The 21677-nt window shown below is 50.6% G+C and carries 17 protein-coding genes; 14 read left to right on the top strand and 3 right to left on the bottom strand.

Features of this window, described 5'->3' with window-relative positions:
• Positions 1–269 precede the first annotated feature (269 nt).
• Positions 270–1508, top strand: coding sequence for an MDR family MFS transporter (locus BMW55_RS08825; RefSeq protein WP_089967469.1), 1239 nt, complete (start codon positions 270–272; stop codon positions 1506–1508).
• Positions 1509–1564: 56 nt separating this feature from the next.
• Here BMW55_RS08825 and BMW55_RS08820 read toward each other — a convergent pair whose 3' ends face one another.
• Together BMW55_RS08820 and BMW55_RS08815 are read right to left on the bottom strand one after the other, a co-directional pair.
• Entirely contained in the window at positions 1565–2410 is an 846-nt protein-coding gene (locus BMW55_RS08820; RefSeq protein ID WP_089967467.1) for a DUF3153 domain-containing protein, read from the bottom strand.
• Positions 2411–2622: 212 nt separating this feature from the next.
• Positions 2623–4338, bottom strand: a complete 1716-nt coding sequence (locus BMW55_RS08815) for a S8 family serine peptidase (protein WP_089967464.1) — start codon at positions 4336–4338, stop codon at positions 2623–2625.
• A 510-nt stretch (positions 4339–4848) separates the two neighbouring features.
• On the opposite strand from BMW55_RS08815, the gene BMW55_RS08810 reads away from it, so the two are divergent.
• Together BMW55_RS08810 and BMW55_RS08805 are read left to right on the top strand one after the other, a co-directional pair.
• Positions 4849–6204: a glucose-6-phosphate isomerase gene (locus BMW55_RS08810; RefSeq protein ID WP_089967461.1), complete on the top strand. Its 1356-nt coding sequence runs from the start codon at positions 4849–4851 to the stop codon at positions 6202–6204.
• Between the two features lie 288 nt (positions 6205–6492).
• Positions 6493–7341 carry a GDSL-type esterase/lipase family protein gene (locus BMW55_RS08805; protein ID WP_170839830.1) on the top strand — a complete coding sequence of 283 codons (849 nt, stop codon included), beginning with the start codon at positions 6493–6495 and terminating at the stop codon, positions 7339–7341.
• A gap of 97 nt (positions 7342–7438) precedes the next feature.
• On the opposite strand, the gene BMW55_RS08800 is transcribed toward BMW55_RS08805, so the two are convergent.
• The gene (locus tag BMW55_RS08800; protein WP_089967455.1) at positions 7439–9118 is read right to left on the bottom strand and encodes a phospho-sugar mutase; all 1680 of its coding nucleotides are present in this window, start codon (positions 9116–9118) and stop codon (positions 7439–7441) included.
• 259 nt (positions 9119–9377) lie between these two features.
• On the opposite strand from BMW55_RS08800, the gene galT reads away from it, so the two are divergent.
• The 11 genes from galT to def all read left to right on the top strand — a co-directional run bounded on the left by galT (position 9378) and on the right by def (position 21674).
• The gene (gene galT / locus BMW55_RS08795) at positions 9378–10391 is read left to right on the top strand and encodes a galactose-1-phosphate uridylyltransferase (RefSeq protein WP_089967452.1); all 1014 of its coding nucleotides are present in this window, start codon (positions 9378–9380) and stop codon (positions 10389–10391) included.
• Positions 10357–11532 (top strand): galactokinase, encoded by a 1176-nt coding sequence (locus BMW55_RS08790; protein WP_089967449.1) that lies wholly within the window; start codon positions 10357–10359, stop codon positions 11530–11532. Before galT ends, BMW55_RS08790 begins: the two co-directional genes overlap by 35 nt.
• A 184-nt stretch (positions 11533–11716) precedes the next feature.
• Positions 11717–12901, top strand: coding sequence for an ROK family transcriptional regulator (locus BMW55_RS08785; RefSeq protein WP_244527507.1), 1185 nt, complete (start codon positions 11717–11719; stop codon positions 12899–12901).
• Positions 12902–13474: 573 nt separating this feature from the next.
• Positions 13475–14887, top strand: a complete 1413-nt coding sequence (gene bcaP / locus BMW55_RS08780) for a branched-chain amino acid transporter BcaP (RefSeq protein WP_089967443.1) — start codon at positions 13475–13477, stop codon at positions 14885–14887.
• A 472-nt stretch (positions 14888–15359) separates the two neighbouring features.
• Positions 15360–16253 (top strand): YicC/YloC family endoribonuclease, encoded by an 894-nt coding sequence (locus BMW55_RS08775; RefSeq protein ID WP_089967440.1) that lies wholly within the window; start codon positions 15360–15362, stop codon positions 16251–16253.
• A gap of 112 nt (positions 16254–16365) precedes the next feature.
• Positions 16366–16632, top strand: a complete 267-nt coding sequence (gene remA, locus BMW55_RS08770; RefSeq protein WP_089967437.1) for an extracellular matrix/biofilm regulator RemA — start codon at positions 16366–16368, stop codon at positions 16630–16632.
• A 12-nt stretch (positions 16633–16644) separates the two neighbouring features.
• Positions 16645–17247, top strand: coding sequence for a guanylate kinase (gmk, locus tag BMW55_RS08765; protein WP_089967434.1), 603 nt, complete (start codon positions 16645–16647; stop codon positions 17245–17247).
• Positions 17248–17262: 15 nt separating this feature from the next.
• Positions 17263–17466 (top strand): DNA-directed RNA polymerase subunit omega, encoded by a 204-nt coding sequence (gene rpoZ, locus BMW55_RS08760; protein ID WP_089967431.1) that lies wholly within the window; start codon positions 17263–17265, stop codon positions 17464–17466.
• 66 nt (positions 17467–17532) lie between these two features.
• The gene (gene coaBC / locus BMW55_RS08755) at positions 17533–18732 is read left to right on the top strand and encodes a bifunctional phosphopantothenoylcysteine decarboxylase/phosphopantothenate--cysteine ligase CoaBC (protein WP_089967428.1); all 1200 of its coding nucleotides are present in this window, start codon (positions 17533–17535) and stop codon (positions 18730–18732) included.
• Positions 18722–21175, top strand: coding sequence for a primosomal protein N' (gene priA, locus BMW55_RS08750; RefSeq protein ID WP_170839829.1), 2454 nt, complete (start codon positions 18722–18724; stop codon positions 21173–21175). The genes coaBC and priA overlap by 11 nt, the downstream gene beginning before the upstream one ends.
• Positions 21176–21194: 19 nt before the next feature.
• Positions 21195–21674, top strand: coding sequence for a peptide deformylase (def, locus tag BMW55_RS08745; protein WP_089967425.1), 480 nt, complete (start codon positions 21195–21197; stop codon positions 21672–21674).
• Positions 21675–21677 lie beyond the last annotated feature (3 nt).

Here is a 21677-nt window from a genome sequence, read left to right as displayed (position 1 = left end):
CGATCATAAAGGATCGGGAAGGGATAAGATGGAAATCGAAGGCGAACGGTCGTCTGTCTGCTGGATGGAAATTTGTCTTGCGTTTTGCACCTTCCGTCATGGAAATAGGTAGTAATCATTGAAAATCATCCGTTTTGTCGCTGTGCCAATCACTTGTTCTGTGGTAAAATATTGTTGCAAACCACTCCACAGATCACTTTCTGTGGAGTGGTTTTTTGGGATTTTATTACGGTATACGAAACTTTCGGGCTGAAGGCGAGTGAAACTTGATGCAAGCTTTGCTAAAAACCTATCCACGTGTGATGTGGTTGCTTTCATTGGCCATGGTGATCAGCGCGATCGGGGAAAGTTTTCTCTGGCCGATTACCACCACGTACATCGTGCACAGTTTCGGAAAATCACTGAAAGTGGCTGCCCTCGTTTTAATGCTTCAACACACCGGCGGCCTGATCGGAAACGTCATCGGGGGGCTTTTATTTGACCGGTGGAACGGGCGTAAAACCGTAATGACGGCAATGATTGCTGCGATCGTTCTGCTTCTGCTGATGGGAACGATTCAACGTTTTGACATGTATGTGGTTCTCTTGTTTTTGCTGGGCATCTGTACAGGTATGTTTTGGCCGTGCACCCGTGCCCTTGCTGCGGTATTATGGCCCGAGGGCGGTCGGGCCGGGATGAACATGATCTATGTCGCCGTCAATTTGGGGGTGGCGATCGGGGCTTCTGTAGGAGGATTTGTGGCCAGTCAATCCTACCGTTTGGCTTTCTATGGAAACGCATGTACATATGCGGTTTTTTTAATCCTGTTTCTGCGAATTGTGCAGGATCACCACCTGAAACGAACAGGAAAGGTTCAAGCGGAAGGGAACAGGCGAGGAACAACCGAAGGCAGAGAGCATCCCGGCGTAAACATCCGCGAGTGGGTGTCGTTCGGGATGCTGATTGCGGGCTTGATGCTGTTAGCGGTGACCTATACACAGTGGGCGACGACGCTTTCGACGTATGTCTATTCCCTCGGCATTCCTCTTTCATCGTACAGTATGTTGTGGACCGTCAACGGTTTGGTGATCGTGCTGTTTCAACCGGTTCTCACCTGGTTCATTCGAACCTTTTCGCTTTCGCTGAAGGCTCAAATCATCATTGGCGGTCTTTTCTTCACCCTCTCCATGTTGCTCATTTCGTCTTCCAGCGCCTATTGGGTATTCGTGTTGGGGATGGTGATCATTACCTGGGGTGAAATGCTGGTCTGGCCCGGCGTTCCGGCCATTGCTGCTGACATGGCTCCCGCGGGCAGGGAAGGCTTCTTTCAGGGGATTGCCACCACGGGACAATCGGTCGGCCGGATGGTGGGCCCGCTGTTGGGAAGCTTTCTCTATGAAACGTTTTCCCCGCAAACCATGCTGCTGGGGATGGTCGTCCTCACGCTGGTCGCAGCGATTTGCTTCAACGGTTTTGACCGAATTCAAAAAGGGAAGTCCGTGGTGACTCAAACCAAAAGCGCGGGTTAAGCTTAGAAACGAAAAAGCGGCCGGTCACGCAGACCGACCGCTTTCTTTTACCGTTTTTATACCCAGCGGAATGAGTCCGGCCCGGGAGCATCGTCCGTCGGGGGTCCGCCTGGCGGGAACCGGTCGTTCCCGTTCCGTTTCTTTCTTTTTCTTCGTCGCCGGATCAACACCACGACCGCGATGATCAATAAAATGAAACCGGCAATGATCAGGATTCCCCAGGTGATGGGGTTTGGAATCCGGATGGCCATATGGATCGGATTGTTCTCTCCGGGCTTCATTTTCCATGTCAGCGTTTTGCCCCCGTCCGATACAGCGGTGGCGTTATGTTCATCTACCTTGACCGGGAGGGTGAGGATCAAGTTTAAACGCATTTGATCCATAATCAACTGATTGAGGTCACCCCAACCATCCATTTTCTCATTCAGCCGGGTTAAATCAACATTGGTTTCAAAAAGCAATGTGGTGGTAAATAAGCTGTTTTCGACGCGAAACGGCTTGTCCAACCCTTGAAGAGGAGGCGCTTCGGCAACGAAGCGGGCATCTGTCCCCGATGTCGAGGCGGTTCCTCTGGTAAAGAATTGAAGGGCAGTGTTGGCCCCGTCTTGCAACTCTTTCCCGGGAGGTTCGTCCAAAACGCTTTCAACGTTTTTCACGGCCATCCAGCCCTTTTTTCCGCCTTGTTCAATCTCTTGCAGCTGATATCCTGCTTGCTGCAAGCGCTCCTTTAACTGGTCAAACTGGGGGAGAACCCATTCATTGGTCAGCACTTTGACTTCATAAGTACCCGAACCGTTCATGTTGATGGTAATGTGCATCGAGGCGTCGACACATCCGGTTAACAGAAGCGCCATAACCAGAGCAATCATCAAAGCCTTCCCTGTTTTTTTCCTATTTGTCATCGAGTGGGCAGCTCCTTTAACAGCCGTGATTTTCAATATCTAGTATAAAACAAATGGAGAGGGGAAGGAGGATGGATCTGTTCCCCGGCGAGATCGGACGGACACGAGAGTTCCACGGGTGTGGCTTGTCCAACCTGTCACTCCGGGCTTTACTCGCTACCGCAAGTTCATGCGAAATTCAAAAAAGCCCTCTCGTATGAGAGGGCCCCTGTTCAAGGTTGGTCGTTCAACACCCTGGTTAGACCGGACGCATTGGAACTGAGGTCAAAGAAGTATCTGCCGGTTCCGGAATAGGATTTGACGCGCAGTTTGTACGTTCCCGTTTTGGCGGGAGTAATGGTGATCGTTTCCTGACGTTCGATTCCTTCAGCTTTGGCAACTTCTGCTCCGCTTGGGTCATAAAGATAGACATCAAAGTCGGGGTCTGTCCAAAACCAGAATCCGGACCAATCCGGCATGATCATTGCGATGGAAACAGGAGCAGAGGTGGAGTTGACCTGGAAGGTCCATTCATCCTTATACCCTTCGGTCTGAATGGTGTCCTGGGCAAACAGATGATTGGGCAAGGCAGGGCCTGTACCGGTTAGGTTGCCGGAGACTTTCACGGCATCATATCCTTTTAAGTTCCCCCAGCCATAATCGACATCCTGTCCGGCCGGACCAAAATCGGTGGCAGTGGTAAACAGGTTGGACTTGACTTGATCCGGGGTGAGCGATGGGTTGGCATCCAGCATCAGGGCGACCGTTCCGGCGACAAACGGGGTCGCCATACTGGTTCCGCTGTAGGTGACATATTGAGTGGAACTGTTGGCTTTGGCGGCGGTGATGTTATATCCGGGAGCTGCGATGTCGGGTTTGATTCTGCCATCGGCAGTGGTTCCGCGGCTGGAGAAGGAAGCGATGTTAAATCCTTTTTCTCCCGGGTCAGCCATCGCTGCTACGGTCAGGCTTTTGGCAGCTGCACCGGGCGAGCCGATGGTTTGTTGCGCAGGTCCGCTGTTGCCTGCTGCCACGGCCACGACAATACCCGCATCATGAGCGCGGTTGGCAGCCTGAGAGGTGGCATCGCTTCCGTCAGAGCTTCCGGTCGTCCCCAAGCTCATGTTGATCACTTTGATTCCATACACATTTTTATTGGTTATACACCAGTCAATGCCCGCGGTCACATTGCTCATCGAACCGCTGCCCTGTGAGTCGAGCACTTTGACTCCGACAAGTGCCGCCCCGGGTGCGACTCCCTTGTAGGCAGCATTTGCATCACCGGTTCCCGCGGCAATCGAAGCAACGTGAGTTCCATGCCCTTGATCATCATAGGGAGTGGTTCGATTATTCACAAAATCTTTCCATCCGATCACTTTACCGCCATCCAAGTCTGCGTGCGTTGCATCAATTCCGGTGTCGATGACGGCAACGACGACATCATTTTTGGAATAGCTGGCAGGGGAGCCGTCGCGATCCCCGGTAACGCCGAAGTCCGTTCTCGATTTCGTTGTCCCATACCAGTAGTTGGCGGTTTGTGAGAAAGCGTAAACCGGTTCATCATATTCGATTTGCACGACATCAGGGGATGCTTCCAATGCTTGAATTTGCTGTTTGGTCAATTTGGCGGACATCAGCGGGAGGTTTTTGTAGACGTGTTGGGGGGTAAACGGTTGAAGCATGGCTTTTGCCTTCGTCAAGTTGGCTTGTTGGTTGAGGCTTTGGAAGGAAATGAGGACGGGTAATTTCTCGGAACTGCTCGCTTTTGACAGACGCTCATGTAAGTTGCTTAACAGTTTTGATCCTTTCACTTTGTGAATACGGTGCGTTTTCTCTTTCGCGGCTTGAGTTTTCACTGCCTTTCCGGAGGGCGGAGCGGCAAGGGCGACCGTGGCAAATCCGAAAAACAACGCAGTGGCCAGCGACAAAACCCGAATCATCCTCTTCATATACGTTCCCCCTGATTCAAATGGATTGATGTTAAATATAATAAATATAGTATAAATATTAATATTTTTCTGCTAATACGATCATAATATTCTCTTGCCCATTTCACAATAGTTCTTAGGACCTGTTTTTCTCTTGGATGAACCAAAGCTTTGCCCAAAATTTTAACTCGGTGGTTCCGGACGGAGATTCTCAACAGTAGAAAAACAGTTGAAGTAACCTTCATTCGCCGGGAAAACCGGTTGAAATAGGCTGAAGCCGGTGTGACAAGGAAAATAGGATGGAGTATAGAGAGGAGTAGGGGGAGGGGGGATTCTGGAGATCGTGACCAAAGCCGATCCAATTGGGGTTCAAGATTTTGGTTACTGAGTGGATGGAAGGCATAGGGAACCCTTTTCTTTGAAATCAAGAGTTAATTCGTTTAAAATAAGGTTTGTCTCGGAAAGGAATCGGACTTCGGATCCGTTGGAGTGTATTCACACTGTTCAGAAAAACGCTGGTTGGAGGGAATTATGAAGAGCCATATTGTTTTTGACTATTCAAGCGCCAAGGCCTTTTTGCGGGAAAATGAGCTGACACAGCTGGAGCCGGCGGTGCGCCTCGCGCATGAAATGTTACATAACAAAACAGGGGCGGGGGCCGATTTTCTCGGATGGGTGGACTTGCCGTCCCAGTACGATCGGGATGAGTTTGCCCGGATCAAGAAAGCGGCTGAGAAGATCCAGTCTGATTCGGATGCCCTGGTGGTCATCGGGATCGGCGGATCCTACTTGGGAGCGCGTGCCGCGATCGAAATGCTTTCCCATTCTTTCTATAACCAATTGCCCAAAGCAAAACGAAAAACACCGGAAATTTACTTCGTCGGCCATCACATCAGTTCCAATTATGTGGCCCACTTACTGGATCTCCTGGAAGACAAAAACTTCAGCGTCAATGTGATCTCCAAATCGGGCACGACGACCGAACCGGCCATCGCATTCCGCATTTTCCGCGATTATATGGAAAAGCGTTACGGGAAAGAAGAGACCCGACGCCGCATTTATGCGACGACGGACAAAGCCAAAGGAGCGCTCAGGAAGCTGGCGGATGAAGAAGGATATGAAACCTTTGTCATTCCCGATGATGTGGGCGGGCGCTATTCGGTCCTGACGGCGGTGGGCTTGCTGCCGATCGCTGTTGCCGGCATCGATATCGATCAAATGATGGCAGGGGCCCAAGCGGCATCTGAAGCGTATCGCATTCCCAGCTTGAGCGAAAATATGAGCTACCAATATGCCGCTGTGCGCAATGCTTTGTATCGGAAAGGAAAAACGACAGAGCTTTTGGTCAACTACGATCCTGCGCTCCAGTATTTCTCCGAATGGTGGAAGCAGTTGTTTGGCGAAAGCGAAGGAAAAGATCAGAAAGGCATATTCCCGGCATCTGTCAACTTCACTACCGATCTCCATTCGATGGGGCAATATATTCAGGAAGGACTCCGGAACATCTTTGAAACGGTTGTCTTTGTCGAGCGCTCTGAGAAGAAGGTTACGTTGCCGGCTGAAGAGGCCGATCTGGACGGCTTAAATTACCTGACCGGAAAAGACCTTGATTATATCAACACCAAAGCTTTTGAAGGAACCATGCTGGCCCATACGGACGGCGGGGTTCCCAACCTGGTCGTCAAGGTAAACGAACTGTCTCCTTACACATTTGGCTGGTTGGTTTATTTCTTTGAGAAGGCTTGCGGCATCAGCGGCTACCTGTTGGGAGTCAATCCGTTTGATCAGCCGGGAGTGGAGGCGTATAAGAAAAATATGTTTGCTCTCCTGGGCAAACCGGGATACGAAGCTGAAAGAGAACAATTGTTGCGCCGGCTCCAAAAATAAAAATCGCGGAAAAGCGGAAGTCCCATTGATTTCCTGTCCATTTCATGAAAATACCAATGAAAGCCCATGTGTTTCCCCTTCTCGGGGAATCATGGGCTTTTTTTGTTTGTGAAAAGATATAAGTCAGAGGGTGAATGGCAAGTTGTTTCCTTTTGCTGCGCTGCGGATTCTGCCGTCCGTCATGATCGCTTAACGAAAGTGCACTCATCACGTAAGTTTCATGCAATTCACTTGTCATATTGTCATGCTAGTATAGGGATAACCCAGCAGCCGGGAGGTGAACCCAAGGTGAGAAATTGCGCCATCTGCTTACTAGCCATGATGCTTCTATTGCAAGCTTGCGTTCCGCTGGACGAGATGATTTCTTCTCCGATGAAAAAACATGTTGCCATGAGCCGCATCAGCATCATGAAACAATTGGAGCAATCCGAACAGGAACAAGGACAGATCCGTTTGCTGGTTTTGGGGGATTCGGTCGCCTTGGGGAAAGGATCCACTCAGAATGGACGGGGATATGCCTGGTATGTGAGTAAATTTCTGGAGAGGCAACATCTCGATGTTCAATATATAAATCGGGCCGTCTCGGGACAAACGTCTGCCGATCTTCTTCATCGGTTACGAGTAGAGGAGAAGCTTCAACATGAAGTCGCGCAGGCAGATCTCATCTTAGTCACCATCGGAGGAAACGATTTGCTGCAAACCTTGCTGAAGGAAAAGAATCCGTGGAAGCTGGTGAAGCGCTTTCCGGCTATTCAAACCAGATACCGGGAAAATATGCATCAGATTCTGCAACTTCTTCACGCGCGGAACAGACATGCGGTCGTGATGCTGACTTCTTTGTATAACCCCGTTGATGCTGCATCCCCCTTTCACAATAAGGCGGATTGGTTGATCAGACGTTGGAACCATGGTTTGGAAGAAGTCGTATCTCCCTTCGATCAGACGATTGTGGTGAATTTAGAGGCGTTTCTTCCATCCTCTCAGCTGGCGGATCAAATTCATCCCAACGATCAGGGGTATCGCTGGATAGGGGCTAAATGTGTGCAGGCGTTAAAAACGAACACCATTCCCTCATCGACGGTTCAACCGGTGGTACACAGGAGGCAGCGGAGTGTCATTGATTTGTTGATGTTTTAAAGGGCGGTGCCTGGAAGACAAAAAATCCGGCCATATCAACCTGGTTGATCGCCGGATTTTTTGGCCGGTCCGTTTGACTCCGTTCACCCCTTGACGGTTATACAACAAGCTTCAACATTTCTTGTTTCATTTTCCGTATTTTTTGTGCTGCTTTCTCTTGATTCACGCCTGTTGCGCCGAAATAGAACTTGATTTTGGGTTCTGTTCCCGAGGGGCGAACCGCGATCCAGCTCCCGTCCGCCAGATGGATTTTCAGGACGTTGGCCGGCGGGAGTCCGTGCAGACCCGATTGATAATCTTCATTCAGCGACACTTTGATTCCGCCCACTTCTGTAAGCGGCTGCTCGCGAAGTTTGTTCATCCATGCATCCATCTTCTCTTTTCCTTCTTTTCCCTGAAAGGTGAAGGAGGTCAGGTCCTCTAGATAGGTGCCAAACTTGTCGAATAATTGTTGGAGCACATCTACGAGGGTAAGTCCTTGTCTTTTATAATAAGCAGCCATTTCACAGGCCATCATGGAAGCTTGAACGGCATCTTTATCCCGCACAAAATCTCCCAACAGGTAACCGTAACTCTCTTCATAGCCCATGACAAACGAATGACGGCCGCTGGTCTCATACTCCCTGATTTTCTCCGCAATATATTTAAAGCCGGTCAAAACATCCACCGTCTGTACGTCGTATTGGGAAGCGATCTGCCTTCCCAGCTCTGAAGTGACGATGGTCTTCAGCATGACACCGTTTTCCGGTAACGTACCCTGGAGCCGTTTTTGCTCCAGCGAATAGTAGAGGAGCAAAGCACCGATCTGGTTTCCGGTCAGGGCCACGTATTCATCTTCGTGCTTGACTATCACACCGACACGGTCGGCATCCGGGTCCGTTCCAATCAGAATGTCCGCATGGACTTGTTCCGCTAACCGAAGAGCCAGATCAAAAGCTTGCCTTTCTTCCGGGTTGGGCGAAGACACAGTGCGAAACTCCGGATCCGGTTGTTCCTGTTCCGGTACGACATGAACACGGGAAAAGCCGAGTTCTTTCAAGATCCTGCGAACAGGGATGTTTCCTGTGCCATGCAAGGGTGTGAACACGATGCCAAGCTGATCGCCCATTTCCTTGATCACTCCGGGGTGAAACGAGAGAGTGCGCAGCTTTTCTATGTATGCTTGATCGATCTCCTCACCGATCAGGTGAATCAGCCCTTTGGCCATTCCTTCATCGATGGACAAGACAGGAATGGACAATTCATCCTCGATCTGCTGAATTTCGTTTAAAATCCGGTTGGCCGGCTCAGGAAGCAATTGTGCGCCATCCGGGCCATATACCTTGTAGCCGTTGTATTCAGGCGGATTGTGGCTGGCTGTGATGACAATCCCGCCGGCGGCCTTCAGATGACGAACGGCAAATGAAAGCATCGGAGTGGGGCGCAGTTCCTTAAATAAATAAACACGGATGCCATAATAGGCCAGAACCCCCGCCGCTTCAGCAGCAAACTCCGGCGACTTGTGCCGTGAGTCGTAAGCGATGGCCACGCCTTGTCCGTGAGCTTGAGAATTGGTGTTCATTAAATATCGGGCGAAGCCGGCGGTTGCCCGTCGGACTGTATATTTATTCATCCGATTGGTGCCCGCTCCGATGATTCCTCTTAAGCCGGCCGTTCCAAAGGCGAGCGGCTGGTAAAACCGGTCCTCAATCTCTTTTTCATCTGTCAGGCTTTTTAATTCGGAAAGAATTTCGGGATCAATGAGCGGGTGATTGAGCCAGCGCAGGTAATCGTTCATGCCCTTCCCTCCACTTGGAAAAAGATGATGTTGAACCCACTGTTTTGATTATAACGTAAAACCCGGTCATGAAGAGGGTTTGAACCGCTATTTTACAAAATGGAAAGGAGTTGATCACCAACTGTACATATATACCAAAAAAGTCGGAACTTATTCATAAGAGAGCGCAATCTGACAAATACAAAAAGGTTTACACACAAATGAAAAAAGATTATGATTAATACATAATTAAATTATTTAATTAAGAGGAGGAGGACAGATGGAATTACGATATAACCCGTTGTTGGATGACTGGACGATGGTTGCTTCCAATCGCCAACATCGCCCCAACATGCCGAAAGACTATTGCCCGTTTTGTCCCGGTTCCGGCAAAGTGCCCGATCAATATGACGTATGGAAATACGACAATGATTTTCCCGCTTTGATGGAGCATCCTCCCGAGCCGGATCCGGTCGGGTCGGAATTGTATCGGACAAAGAAGGCTTATGGTAAATGCGAAGTCATTTTATACTCCCCGGAACATACCAAAACCCTTCCCGAGCTTTCCGTGGATCATATCGAGAAACTGGTGGATCTTTGGACCGAACGTTATGTCGAATTGAGCAAAAATCCTCGTCATCAATATGTGATGATCTTTGAAAACCGCGGGGAGGAATGCGGGGTCACCATGCCTCATCCGCACGGACAAATTTACGCGTATTCCCAAATGCCGCTCAAGATTCGCACCGAACTGGCGAACTGCAAAAAGTACTTTCAAGAGACGGGCAAGAATTTGTTTGAAGAGATGAACCGGGAAGAGCTGCGTTTTAAAGAGCGGGTGATTGCCGAAAATGATCATTTCTTAGCCTATATCCCTTTTTTTACTGATTATCCTTATGGATTGTTCATCGTCAGCAAGAGTCCCAAAACCGCTTTAAGCGATTTTAACCGTGCGGAAAAACGCAGCCTGGCGGAGATGCTCAAACGGATGACAGGGGCGATGGATACCTTGTTTGACCGGCTGTTCCCGTATATGATGGTGCTTCACCAGCGGCCGGTCAACGGGGAAAATGTAGAAGATTATTACCGCTTTCACATCGAGTTTTATCCCCCTCTGCGTGAACGGAATCGCATCAAATATTACGCCTCTTCGGAAATGGGAGCCTGGGCCGCCTGCAACCCGCTGGCGGTAGAAGAGACGGCGAAACGTTTGCGCGAAGCCTATCATCGGTATCTTAAAAAAGAGGAGCTGAATCAGTTTGATCAGGAAGCAGTCAGATCGGGAGCTGTTTGAAAAAACCTTCGGTGAAAGTGCGCAGGGTACGAGGCTCTTTTTTGCCCCCGGACGGGTGAACCTGATCGGTGAACATACGGATTACACCGGCGGTCTGGTTTTCCCTGCTGCCCTGAGCTTCGGTACCTGGGCGCGGGTACGCATGCGCCGGGACGGTCTGCTTCGCTTCGCTTCGACCTCCTTTGCCGGGCTGGTGGAATGTCAGATCGACTCGCTTACATACCGGATTGAAGATGGGTGGGCCAATTATCCCAAAGGCGTCATAAAGGAATTTCTGGATAAAGGGGTGCCTGTCACGGGATTGGACATCCTTTTCCAGGGAAATATTCCGCAGGGAGCCGGCCTCTCTTCTTCCGCATCGATCGAATTGGTGACAGCCGTGGCCTTGAATGAGATGTTCAACGCAGGATTCCCGATGCTCGAATTGGTACAATTGGCACGGCATGCGGAAAACCGGTTTGTCGGAGTCAACTGTGGCATCATGGACCAATTTGCAGTGGGAATGGGAAAAGCGGATCACGCTGTTTTGCTCAACTGCAACACCCTTTCTTTTTCGTATATCCCGCTCGTTTTGGGAGATTACCGGCTGGTGATCACCAATACGAACAAAGCGCGCTCTCTGGCAGAATCCAAATATAACGAGCGGAGAAGCGAAGTAGAGGAGGGGTTCCGGCTGATGTCCCCCTACCTGGACAAAGAAGAATGTTTGGGCCAAGTGGAACTTGCCGGTTGGGAGAAGGCACGCCATGCGCTTAACAGCGCCCCGGCTGTTGCCAGACGGGTGGAACATGTGGTCAAAGAGAATGCCAGAGTGCGGGAGTCCGCAGATGCCTTGCGCCTAGGTGATTTGCTCCGATTTGGAAAGCTAATGAACGAATCTCATGATTCATTGCGCGATTTGTATGAAGTGACCGGACATGAACTGGATACGTTGGTGAAGGTGGCCAGACAATCGGAGGGATGCATCGGATCGCGAATGACGGGAGCCGGCTTTGGCGGGTGCACGGTCAGTCTCGTTCATCGCGACCATGTGCAAGCATTTCAACATCAAGTAGCAAATGGCTATCACCGGGAGACGGGACTCACTCCTTCCTTTTATGTGGCGGAAATTGGAGACGGGGCCAGAGAGCTGGATGATTGAAAAGGAAGAGAGAAGAGTTGTGCAAATTTTTTCTACACAGAGGGATGAAACTATATTAAAATCAAAAAAGATGGACATATTTCAAAATGAGCGGGGTTGAAAGCGCTTCGGCAGAGGTGGGAAAGCATGAACTTTTGCATTAGGCAGAAAGGAGGTTCATATGCAAACAGGCAGTTTCCAATGGATGAAATCTTTGAATAAATCCACTATTCTCAATCTGGTTCGCTTAAAAGGTCCTATTTCCCGGGCGGAAATTGCCAAAATTACAAAATTAACTCCTCCAACGGTTACAAACATCGTCGCCGAATTGCTTGACTCAGAGCTGATCGTGGAAAGCGATCTGGGAGCATCGACCGGCGGCCGTAAACCGATCATGCTGAATATTAATTCATCCAGGTTTTATGTCATCGGCATTTACGCCAGAGCCAACAAAATCGATGCGGCAATTGCCAATATATGTGGAAAAATCATTTACCAACTGGAAGGAAATGTTCCGGAGTCACCGACAAAAGAACAATTTTTGGAAAGCCTGAAGGCAATGGTCGCCAAATGTGTCGAGTTGGCCCGGACCGACGGTCAGCCGGTTCTGGGCATCGGTGTGGGCATGCACGGGTTGGTCGATCCGCAGAAGGGAGAATCGATTTATGCCACCCATTTGAATTTGCGGCAAATACCGATCAAGCAGTTCCTTGAAACAGAGTTTAATATCCCGGTATTAGTGGAAAATGATGTCCGTGCTCTCGCGCTGGCTGAGAGTTGGTTTGGCCAGGGGCGCGATTTGGCCAATTTTATATGTGTCAATGTGAGTACAGGAGTTGGCGCCGGTATAATTTTAGATCATAAACTTTATCACGGCTCCTCCTTTGCTGCGGGAGAAGTCGGCCATATTCCCATCGATGTGGAGGGTCCCCAGTGCCGGTGCGGAAATTATGGTTGTCTGGAAGCATTCGCCAGCGGGCCCGGAATGGTGCTGAGAATGCAAAAGGCCATTCTCCTCGGAGAAAAGACAAGTGTATGGCAAAAAGCGAAGGGAGATCTCTCCCAAATTACAGGGGAAATGATTTATGAAGCGGCTTTGGAAGGAGACCGACCGGCCATGGAAGTTCTGGCGGACACCGGAAGGTATCTCGGCATTGGACTGGCTAACTTAATCAACCTTTTCAATCCATCGAAAATCATTTTGCACGGAGGAATTGCCCGTGCCGGATCCCTGGTGATCGATCCATTAAAAGAAGTTGTAATGGCCCGTGCTTTGACCGACTCTGTCAAACAGGTTTCAATCGTGACTTCCAATCTGGGAAAACAGGCGGCCGTAGTGGGAGCCTTTACACTGGTGTTAAAAAAATTGTTTACCCCCACCCCGGATTAAAAATGAAACCATCTTATGGTGGTTGAACATGACAATTCGATGATGACTCCCCATGATAATCATGGGGTTTTTTTCATGCCAGAACGATGTACGGATCGGGGGCGCTACGGACACCCGTACCCATATTCTGTTAAGCCCGGCCTCACATATAAAAATGAGAAAGGGGGAGAATTATTACTGCACCCAACCACAAAAGTGATACAGGCCAAATTCAACACGAAATGCGCAGATCGGTCGGATTATAACTGATCTCTGCGGCGCAAGGATGGGCAAGGATCTTCGGCATGAAAGCAGGTGATCAACGTTCCCGCCTTATCGGCTGTACTGGGAGATGGAACCCAATACCGTGGAAAGTCAAACACCATAATAAAAAAAGTTTTCTTGAATGATTCTAATTTTGAAAAAAACATTTGGATGGTTGGACATACTCTCCATGAGGGATTGTGAAAGATTGGTTAATTGGTTAAGTTTTATTTAATTGTAGAAAAAAATGGTGTTGACGCATAAATAACTCGGTGTTAAAATGACAACGGTTCTGAAAAAATCAACTAAATAGTCAGGGGAGGTAGAATTGTGCAACTATTTCGTACGAAAAACATTGCCGATCTGCTTCAAGAAGCCCAGGGCAAAAATAAATTAAAAAGAGACCTGTCTGCCTGGGATTTAACCTTGCTGGGGATCGGGGCGATCATCGGGACCGGGATCTTCGTTTTGACTGGAACGGGAGCGCTTACAGCAGGACCGGCACTCGTCATTTCATTTATCATTGCAGGATTAGCTGCTGCCTTCTCTGCTCTCGCTTACGCAGAGTTCGCTTCCATCGTTCCGGTATCCGGTTCTGTCTACACGTATAGTTACGCCACATTGGGTGAATTTATCGCTTGGATCATCGGATGGGATCTGGTGCTGGAATATCTGTTTGCGGTCAGCTCCGTATCCGTTGGTTGGTCCGGGTATTTCCAATCACTGTTAGCCGGATTTGGCATTCATTTGCCGACCGCGTTGACCGCTGCTCCGGGAGCCGTTCCAGGGGAGACAACCTATTTCAATCTTCCGGCGTTCCTGATCGTAATGGGAATTACCTTCCTGCTCGCACGGGGCATCACCGAGTCCAAAAAAGTGAACAACATCATGGTTATCATTAAAGTTCTCGTTGTGCTCTTGTTTATCGGTGTAGGGGTTGCTTATGTGAAGCCGGATAACTGGACGCCGTTTGCTCCGTTTGGTTCTACCGGGGTTTTTGCGGCTGCGGCCAGTGTCTTTTTTGCCTATGTTGGTTTTGACGCCGTCGCGGCAGCAGCGGAGGAAACCCGCAATCCGAAAAGGGACTTGCCGAGAGGATTGCTGTTCTCCTTGGGCATTTGTACCGCGCTCTATATTGTAGTGACGCTGATTATGACAGGAATTGTGCCTTATATGCAGTTTGCAAAAGACGTGTCCCACCCGGTGTCCCTCGCCCTGCAAATCGCGGGACAAAACTGGGTGGCAGGATTTGTCGACCTCGGTGCCATCCTGGGGATGACCACGGTCATGCTCGTCATGCTGTATGGACAAACACGCATCGCTTTCGCTATGTCTCGTGACGGCCTGATCCCCAAGAAGTTCTCCAATGTCCACCCGAAATATAAAACACCGTTTGGGACCACTTGGTTCTTGGGAATCGTTGCCGGTTTAATCGGGGCACTCATTCCGTTACAAAGGCTGGCCGAACTGGTCAACATTGGAACCTTGTTCGCCTTCACGCTGGTGTCGATCGGGGTGATCGTGCTCAGAAAAACGAGACCGGATTTGCCGCGGGTGTTCCGTTGTCCCGGAGTCCCGGTTATTCCGCTCTTGGCTGTAGCGTTCTGCTTGTTCCTGATGTCCAAGCTTCAACCCATTACCTGGACCGCATTCCTGATCTGGCTTGCGATTGGTGTTGTTGTCTACTTCACGTATGCAAGAAAGCATTCTGTCCTCAATCAGTCGGAAAATAAAGTCAACTGATATCATGAACAGAGCCCCGCTAACCAACGGATGTTTGGTTGAGCGGGGCTCTGTTTGGTTATTGTTGTCAGTGCTTCAGGTCCCTCACCTGGAGTCGGCGCGTCCGCATTTTTCTGGCAAGGGAATGGTGCGGTAAAAGGAACCGTAGCGGCTTTCACGTGCATGCGTTCCCCTTGTTTTTGTTCCCCGACTTTTCGTTTCCCCTTCAGTAGTTGTAATCAACGTGCTCAGTGACACCTCAATCAAAGGCCGGTGACGTACTATTTGGACAGGTTAATGATTTTTTCTGTAAATGTAGGTGCATTTTTTATCCTGTGAAATTTAAAGGAGTTATTATCGATCCGTTTAAAATGAAATAATTTTAATGGAAAAATGGTGTTAGAATGAACAGAAATCGTTTATTATTTTTAAAGCAGGTATAAACTTTTGTGTAAACCTTGAATTTTGGAAACGAGAGGAACACAATAATAGTATGGAAAAAAGAAACAAGCTCATGAGTATGACCGGATACGGTCGTGGAGAAATTGATAAGAACGGGATTCGTTATGTGACTGAGATTCGTTCTGTCAACCACCGTTTCTTGGAGATCGTCATCCGCCTGCCCCACGGATGGATGGGTTTGGAAGAGGCGATACGCAAACAGGTTCAACAGGTCGTCAAACGGGGCAGGGTCGATGTGTTTATTTCGTTGGAAGGCCAGCTTCAGCCGGAGCGAACAGTCCAAGTCGATTGGGGGTTAATCGAAAGTTTTATCCAAGTCGGCAGACAGGTGGAAGAAAGGCTGGGGATCGAGTCCCGCATCACGTTGGCGGACTTGATCAGCAAACCGGAGTTTTGGCTCATTGAAGAGCCGAAGTGGGAAGCGGATGACCACCGGGATGCCGTATTTCAGTCCGTTGAACGGGCTTGCCTGGATTTGAAAGAAATGCGGCAGCGGGAAGGTGAACATCTGGGAAACGATCTCATGCAGAGGGTGAAGGCCATCCTTGCTTTGGCGTCCAAAATGAAGGAGGAAGCGCCCCAGGCTGTCCGGCAAATGCAGAACCGCCTGCAGGACCGGATGAATGAACTGCTTCAAGGAAGGGAATACGATCCCGACCGACTGTTGATGGAAGTGGCTATTTTTGCCGATAAAGCGGATATCTCGGAAGAGCTTACCCGGTTGGAAAGTCATGCCAACCAATTTATGGATGCGCTTGGCTCCGCTGATCCCGTGGGAAGAAGGCTTGATTTTCTCATCCAGGAGATGAACCGTGAAGTCAACACCATCGGCTCCAAGGCAAATCTGAGGTCGATCAGTGCGCTGGTGGTCGATTGCAAGAGCGAGCTGGAAAAAATGAAAGAACAGGTGCAAAATATTGAGTAATCATTGATTCATCAGGGAAAACCGTCTAAAATAGCCTAGTAGGGTAAAAATGAAAAGAAACCGGGTATGAGCGATCATGATGATAGAATAATGGGCGAGGAGGTACTCGGATTTGGCTATTAAGTTAATCAATATCGGTTTTGGCAATATCGTCTCCGCGAATCGTATTGTTTCCATTGTCAGCCCGGACTCTGCCCCGATTAAGCGCATCATTCAGGAAGCGCGTGACCGCGGTGTGTTAATCGATGCTACATATGGCCGCCGGACGAGGGCTGTGATCATTACGGACAGCGACCATGTCATTTTGTCTGCCGTTCAACCGGAAACGGTTGCCCATCGTCTGGCAAGCAAGGAACATTCTGAAGAGATTGTGGATTAGAAAGGACTTATCATGAAAGCAGCTTATCAAAAGGAAGGTCTTTTAATCGTTGTTTCCGGCCCGTCGGGCGTGGGAAAGGGAACTGTTTGTTCCGCACTGCGCAAAAGGATGCCGGAACTGACTTACTCCGTGTCTGCGACGACCCGGGCGCCCCGGGAAGGGGAAAAAGAAGGGGTCAACTATTTCTTTAAAACGGTTCCCGAGTTCAAAAAAATGATTGAAAATGATGAGCTGATTGAGTGGGCTCAGTATGTGGGCAATTATTACGGCACGCCGCGCCGGTTTGTGGAAGAAACGCTCAAAGAGGGAAAAGATATTTTGCTGGAGATTGAAGTCCAAGGCGCTTTGCAAGTGAAACAGCGCTTTCCGGACGGTATTTTTGTCTTTTTGCTGCCCCCGACGATGGAAGAATTAAAGAAACGCATTTTGTACCGGGGCACAGAAACGGAAGAATCGCTCGCCAGCCGGCTGGGTGTGGCCGAAGATGAATTCAAGCACATCCATCATTATGACTATGTTGTCATCAACGATGTGGTGGAACAGGCCTGCGAGCGTATTCAGGCGATCATTACGGCTGAACATTGCCGGAAAGACCGTTTAATTTTGAGTGATTAGACAGGAGGGATCGACATGCTTTATCCATCCATCGACCTCTTGGTCAAAAAAGCGGACAGCAAATATTCGCTGGTAGTGATGGCTGCCAAACGCGCCAGACAGCTGCTGGATGGCGAGGAACCCCAATTACAGCCGAAATCAAAAAAATTTGTAGGGGTTGCCCTGGAAGAAATCGCTGCCGATATCCTTGTCGCAACGCCGCGCAATCAGGAAAAATAACAACCTCCTCCAGGTTGTTATTTTTCTATGTGGACGCCATTTGCCTCGAGAAGGAGGGGAATTTCCATGAGAGAAAAACGTGTGGTGCTCGGGATTACCGGTGGAATTGCCGCGTTTAAAGCGGCTTCCGTGGCCAGCCAGCTCACCCAGCGCGGAGCGGATGTGCGGGTGATCATGACGGAGTCGGCCACCCGGTTTATCACTCCGCTGACCCTGCAAACGCTGACCCGTCACCCTGTCGCTGTGGACACGTTTGACGAACGCGATCCGGCAGTGGTTTCCCACATTGACTTGGCCGACCATGCCGACCTGTTTGTGATTGCCCCGGCTACGGCCAATATCATTGCCAAATTGGCGCTGGGTTTGGCCGACGATATGTTGTCCACCACTTTGCTCGCCACCCGGGCCCCGATTGCGATCGCTCCCGCCATGAATGTACATATGTATGAAAATCCGGTCGTGCAGAAAAATATGGAAACGTTAAAGAAACGGGGCGTTCATTTTATCGATCCGGGAGTAGGCCAGTTGGCCTGCGGTTATGTGGGACAGGGAAGAATGGCTGAACCCGAAGAAATCGTATCCTGGGTAGAAAACTTTTTCGCCGCCCGCGGAGCGCTTGTGGGAAAGAAAGCTTTGATCACGGCCGGCCCCACCGTGGAGCCGCTCGACCCGGTCCGCTTCTTTTCCAATTACTCCTCAGGAAAAATGGGTTATGCGCTGGCAGCCGCCGCCCGTGAAGCCGGTGCGGAAGTCACGCTGGTAAGCGGACCGGTTTCCCTCGACGCCCCTGCAGGTGTTACGCGGATCGAGGTCAAAAGTGCCGAAGAGATGAAGAATACAGTTCTCGTCCATTTGCCCGATGCGGACGTAATCATAAAAGCGGCTGCGGTTGCCGATTACCGACCCAAGCATGTGTTCAAGCAAAAGATGAAAAAATCGGCGGATGAACTGACGATTGTGTTGGAAAAAACAGAGGATATTGCGTTGGAGGTCGGCCGGAGAAAAAGGCCGGACCAGCTTTTGGTCGGCTTCGCGGCAGAAACGGAGGAGATGGAGCGCCACGCCTTGTCGAAGCTGGAACGGAAGGGAATGGACCTGATCGTTGCCAATGATGTTTCCAAGCCGGGGGCCGGATTCGGATCGGATACCAATATCGTGTCCGTTTATGACCGGGAAGGACTCGTCATCTCCCTTCCCCGCATGAATAAAATAGAAGTGGCTCGTCAGATCATCGCCCTGATCGGAGAGCGCCTCGATGAGCATTGAGTACCATTCCGTCGCAGAAGTGATCGTTGACGTTCCCTCCAGTGCCACCGACCGTCCTTTTGATTACCTGATCCCGGAAGAGCTCGCTTCCGAAGTCCATGTAGGCAGCCGGGTTCAAGTGCCGTTTGGGCCGAGGAAATTGCTCGGCTATGTGGTGGGCCTGAAAGATCATTCCTCGTCCAGGCGTCTCAAGGCGATTGAAGACGTGATGGACCTGGTTCCCCCGCTGACACCGGAACTGGTCCGTCTGGGGATGTTTATGGCCGATGAATATCTCTGCCGTACGATCACGGCCCTGCAGTCGATGGTGCCGGCCGTCCTGAAAGGAAGATATCAGAAGGTGGTACGTCTCCATCCTGCCGGGAGCGAACGGGAACAGTCCCTGCTCAGCATTTCCGCCCATGAATTACTGGAGCGGCTGAACGGGAAGGGAGAGTGTACGTGGGAAGAAGCGCTTAAGATCCCCGGGATCAACCGGTCTTTGCTCCGGCAGCTTGAGGAAGCAAAAAGGATCGTCATCGAAGAGCGGATCGGAGACCGTGTCACCAGGCAAAAAGTGATCCGGGTGTGGCCGAAAGATTCCGGGCAGTTGCCAAATTCGCTGGAACAGCTCTCTCCGCGTGCGGTTCGGCAGCGTGAAGTGATCCGTTTCTTTATGGAGCATCCGGAAAAGATTGATCTTCCCGCTTTGCTCTCACAGGTGCAGGCAACCCGTTCCACCGTGCAAAAACTGGTCGAGCAGGGTTTATTGGCATGGGAAGAGCGGGAACAATACCGGGACCCTTATGGGGATCGCGCATTTACTCCCACTTCGCCTCTCCCGCTGACGGCCGAACAGCAGCGGGCTTTCGACGCGATTGTTTCACCTCTGAGGGAAAAGCGTTATCACCCGATTCTTCTTCATGGGGTGACCGGCAGCGGAAAGACGGAAATCTATTTGCAGGCGATTGACGAGGTGCTCTCCCTGGGCCGGGAAGCAGTCGTTCTGGTTCCGGAAATTTCGCTGACTCCCCAGATGGTGGCGAGGTTTAAAGGGCGGTTTGGCGCACAGGTGGCTGTTTTGCACAGCGGACTCTCGGGCGGCGAACGCTACGACGAATGGCGAAAGATCCGTTCCGGGGAGGTGAAGGTGGCAATTGGAGCCCGGTCGGCCATTTTTGCCCCGTTTCAAAATCTTGGACTGATCATTATCGATGAAGAACATGAATCCTCTTACAAACAAGAGGAAAATCCGAAATACCATGCCCGGGAGATTGCCCGCTGGAGAGCGAAGGAACACGGGGCCACACTGGTATTGGGGTCAGCGACTCCGGCCGTGGAAACGTACTACCTCGCCCGGACGGGAGGATATGAATGGGTGACGCTGACCGAACGGGTACATGGACGTCCCTTCCCGCAAGTGGAAGTGGTGGATATGCGTGAAGAGCTCAGACGGGGAAACCGCACCATGTTCAGCTCCCTTTTGCGCGATTCCCTCATCGAGTGCGTAAACCGCGGGGAACAAGCGGTGCTGTTTTTAAACCGGCGCGGTTTTTCCACGTTTGTCATGTGCCGGGAATGCGGGGAGACACTCATGTGTCCCCATTGCGACATTTCGCTTACCTACCATCAGACCAACCGGACGGTGCGTTGCCATTACTGCGGTTATGCGGACAGGATTCCCTCTGAATGTCCGTCCTGCCGAAGCCGTCATATCCGCCATTTCGGAGCCGGAACCCAGCGGGTGGAAGAGGAGTTGGCCCGTCGTTTTCCCGGCTTGCGGGTGATTCGGATGGATGTGGATACCACGAGCCGCAAAGGTGCCCATGAAAAACTGCTCACTGCTTTTGCGGAAGGGAAAGCGGATGTACTCCTGGGAACGCAGATGATCGCCAAAGGACTGGATTTTCCCAGGGTGACCCTGGTTGGCGTGATCGCCGCAGACACGATGCTGCACCTTCCCGATTTCCGCGCGGCGGAGCGGACTTTTCAGCTTCTGACCCAAGTGAGCGGACGGGCCGGCCGCCACGAGCAACCGGGAAAAGTGATCATCCAGACATACAGCGCCGATCACTACAGCATCGGGATGGCAGCAACCTACCAGATGGAAGATTTTTACCGCCGGGAGTGTTTGACCCGCAAACAGCATCATTATCCTCCTTTTTGCGGATTGTTTACCCTGCTGTTGAGCCATCCGGACCGTGTCATGTTGATGAAAGCGGGTCAGGAAGCGGCACAATTCATCCGTGGCCGGCTTCCGCAGGCTGCAGAGCTGCTCGGTCCCGTGCCAGCAGCCATCCCCAAGCTCAAGGACCGATACCGTTTGCAGATGTTGATCAAGTTTACTCCTTCCAATGAATCGCTGTCACAGTTAAAAAGCGTGTTAAAACAGCTGGAACAAGGTTTTGACGATGCTGAACTCCGCATCAGCATCGACCGTGAAGGCATCTGTCTACCCTCGTAAAGAAAGGAGCGAATCAGAAATGACGATTCGCAGAATCGTTCAGTATCCCGATCCCATCTTGAAGGAAAAAGCGAAAACAGTGACTAAATTTAACGAGCGTTTGCACAAACTGCTCGACGATATGGCAGAAACGATGTATGACGCTCCGGGAGTGGGATTGGCCGCCCCCCAGGTAGGGATTTTAAAACGGGTGATCGTCGTGGATGTGGGGGAAGGGTTGATCGAGATGGTCAATCCCGAGATCGTGGAGAAGTCCGGCGAACAAATTTCACCGCCGGAAGGATGTTTAAGCATTCCCAACCTATTGGGGGAAGTGCGTCGTTACAACCGCATTAAAGTGGTCGGACAAGATCGTTACGGCAACCCGATGGAAGTGGTGGCGGAGGGATATCTTTCCCGCGCGTTTCAACACGAAATCGACCATTTGAACGGTATTTTGTTTATCGATGTGGCGGAGCGCGTCTTTCGGCCGGAGGAGCAAGAGGAGGCAGACCAGTGAGAA

This window comes from Lihuaxuella thermophila (genome assembly GCF_900110165.1).
In the GTDB taxonomy this organism is placed as follows: domain Bacteria; phylum Bacillota; class Bacilli; order Thermoactinomycetales; family Thermoactinomycetaceae; genus Lihuaxuella; species Lihuaxuella thermophila.
This window is presented reverse-complemented; position numbering and strand designations above follow the sequence as displayed.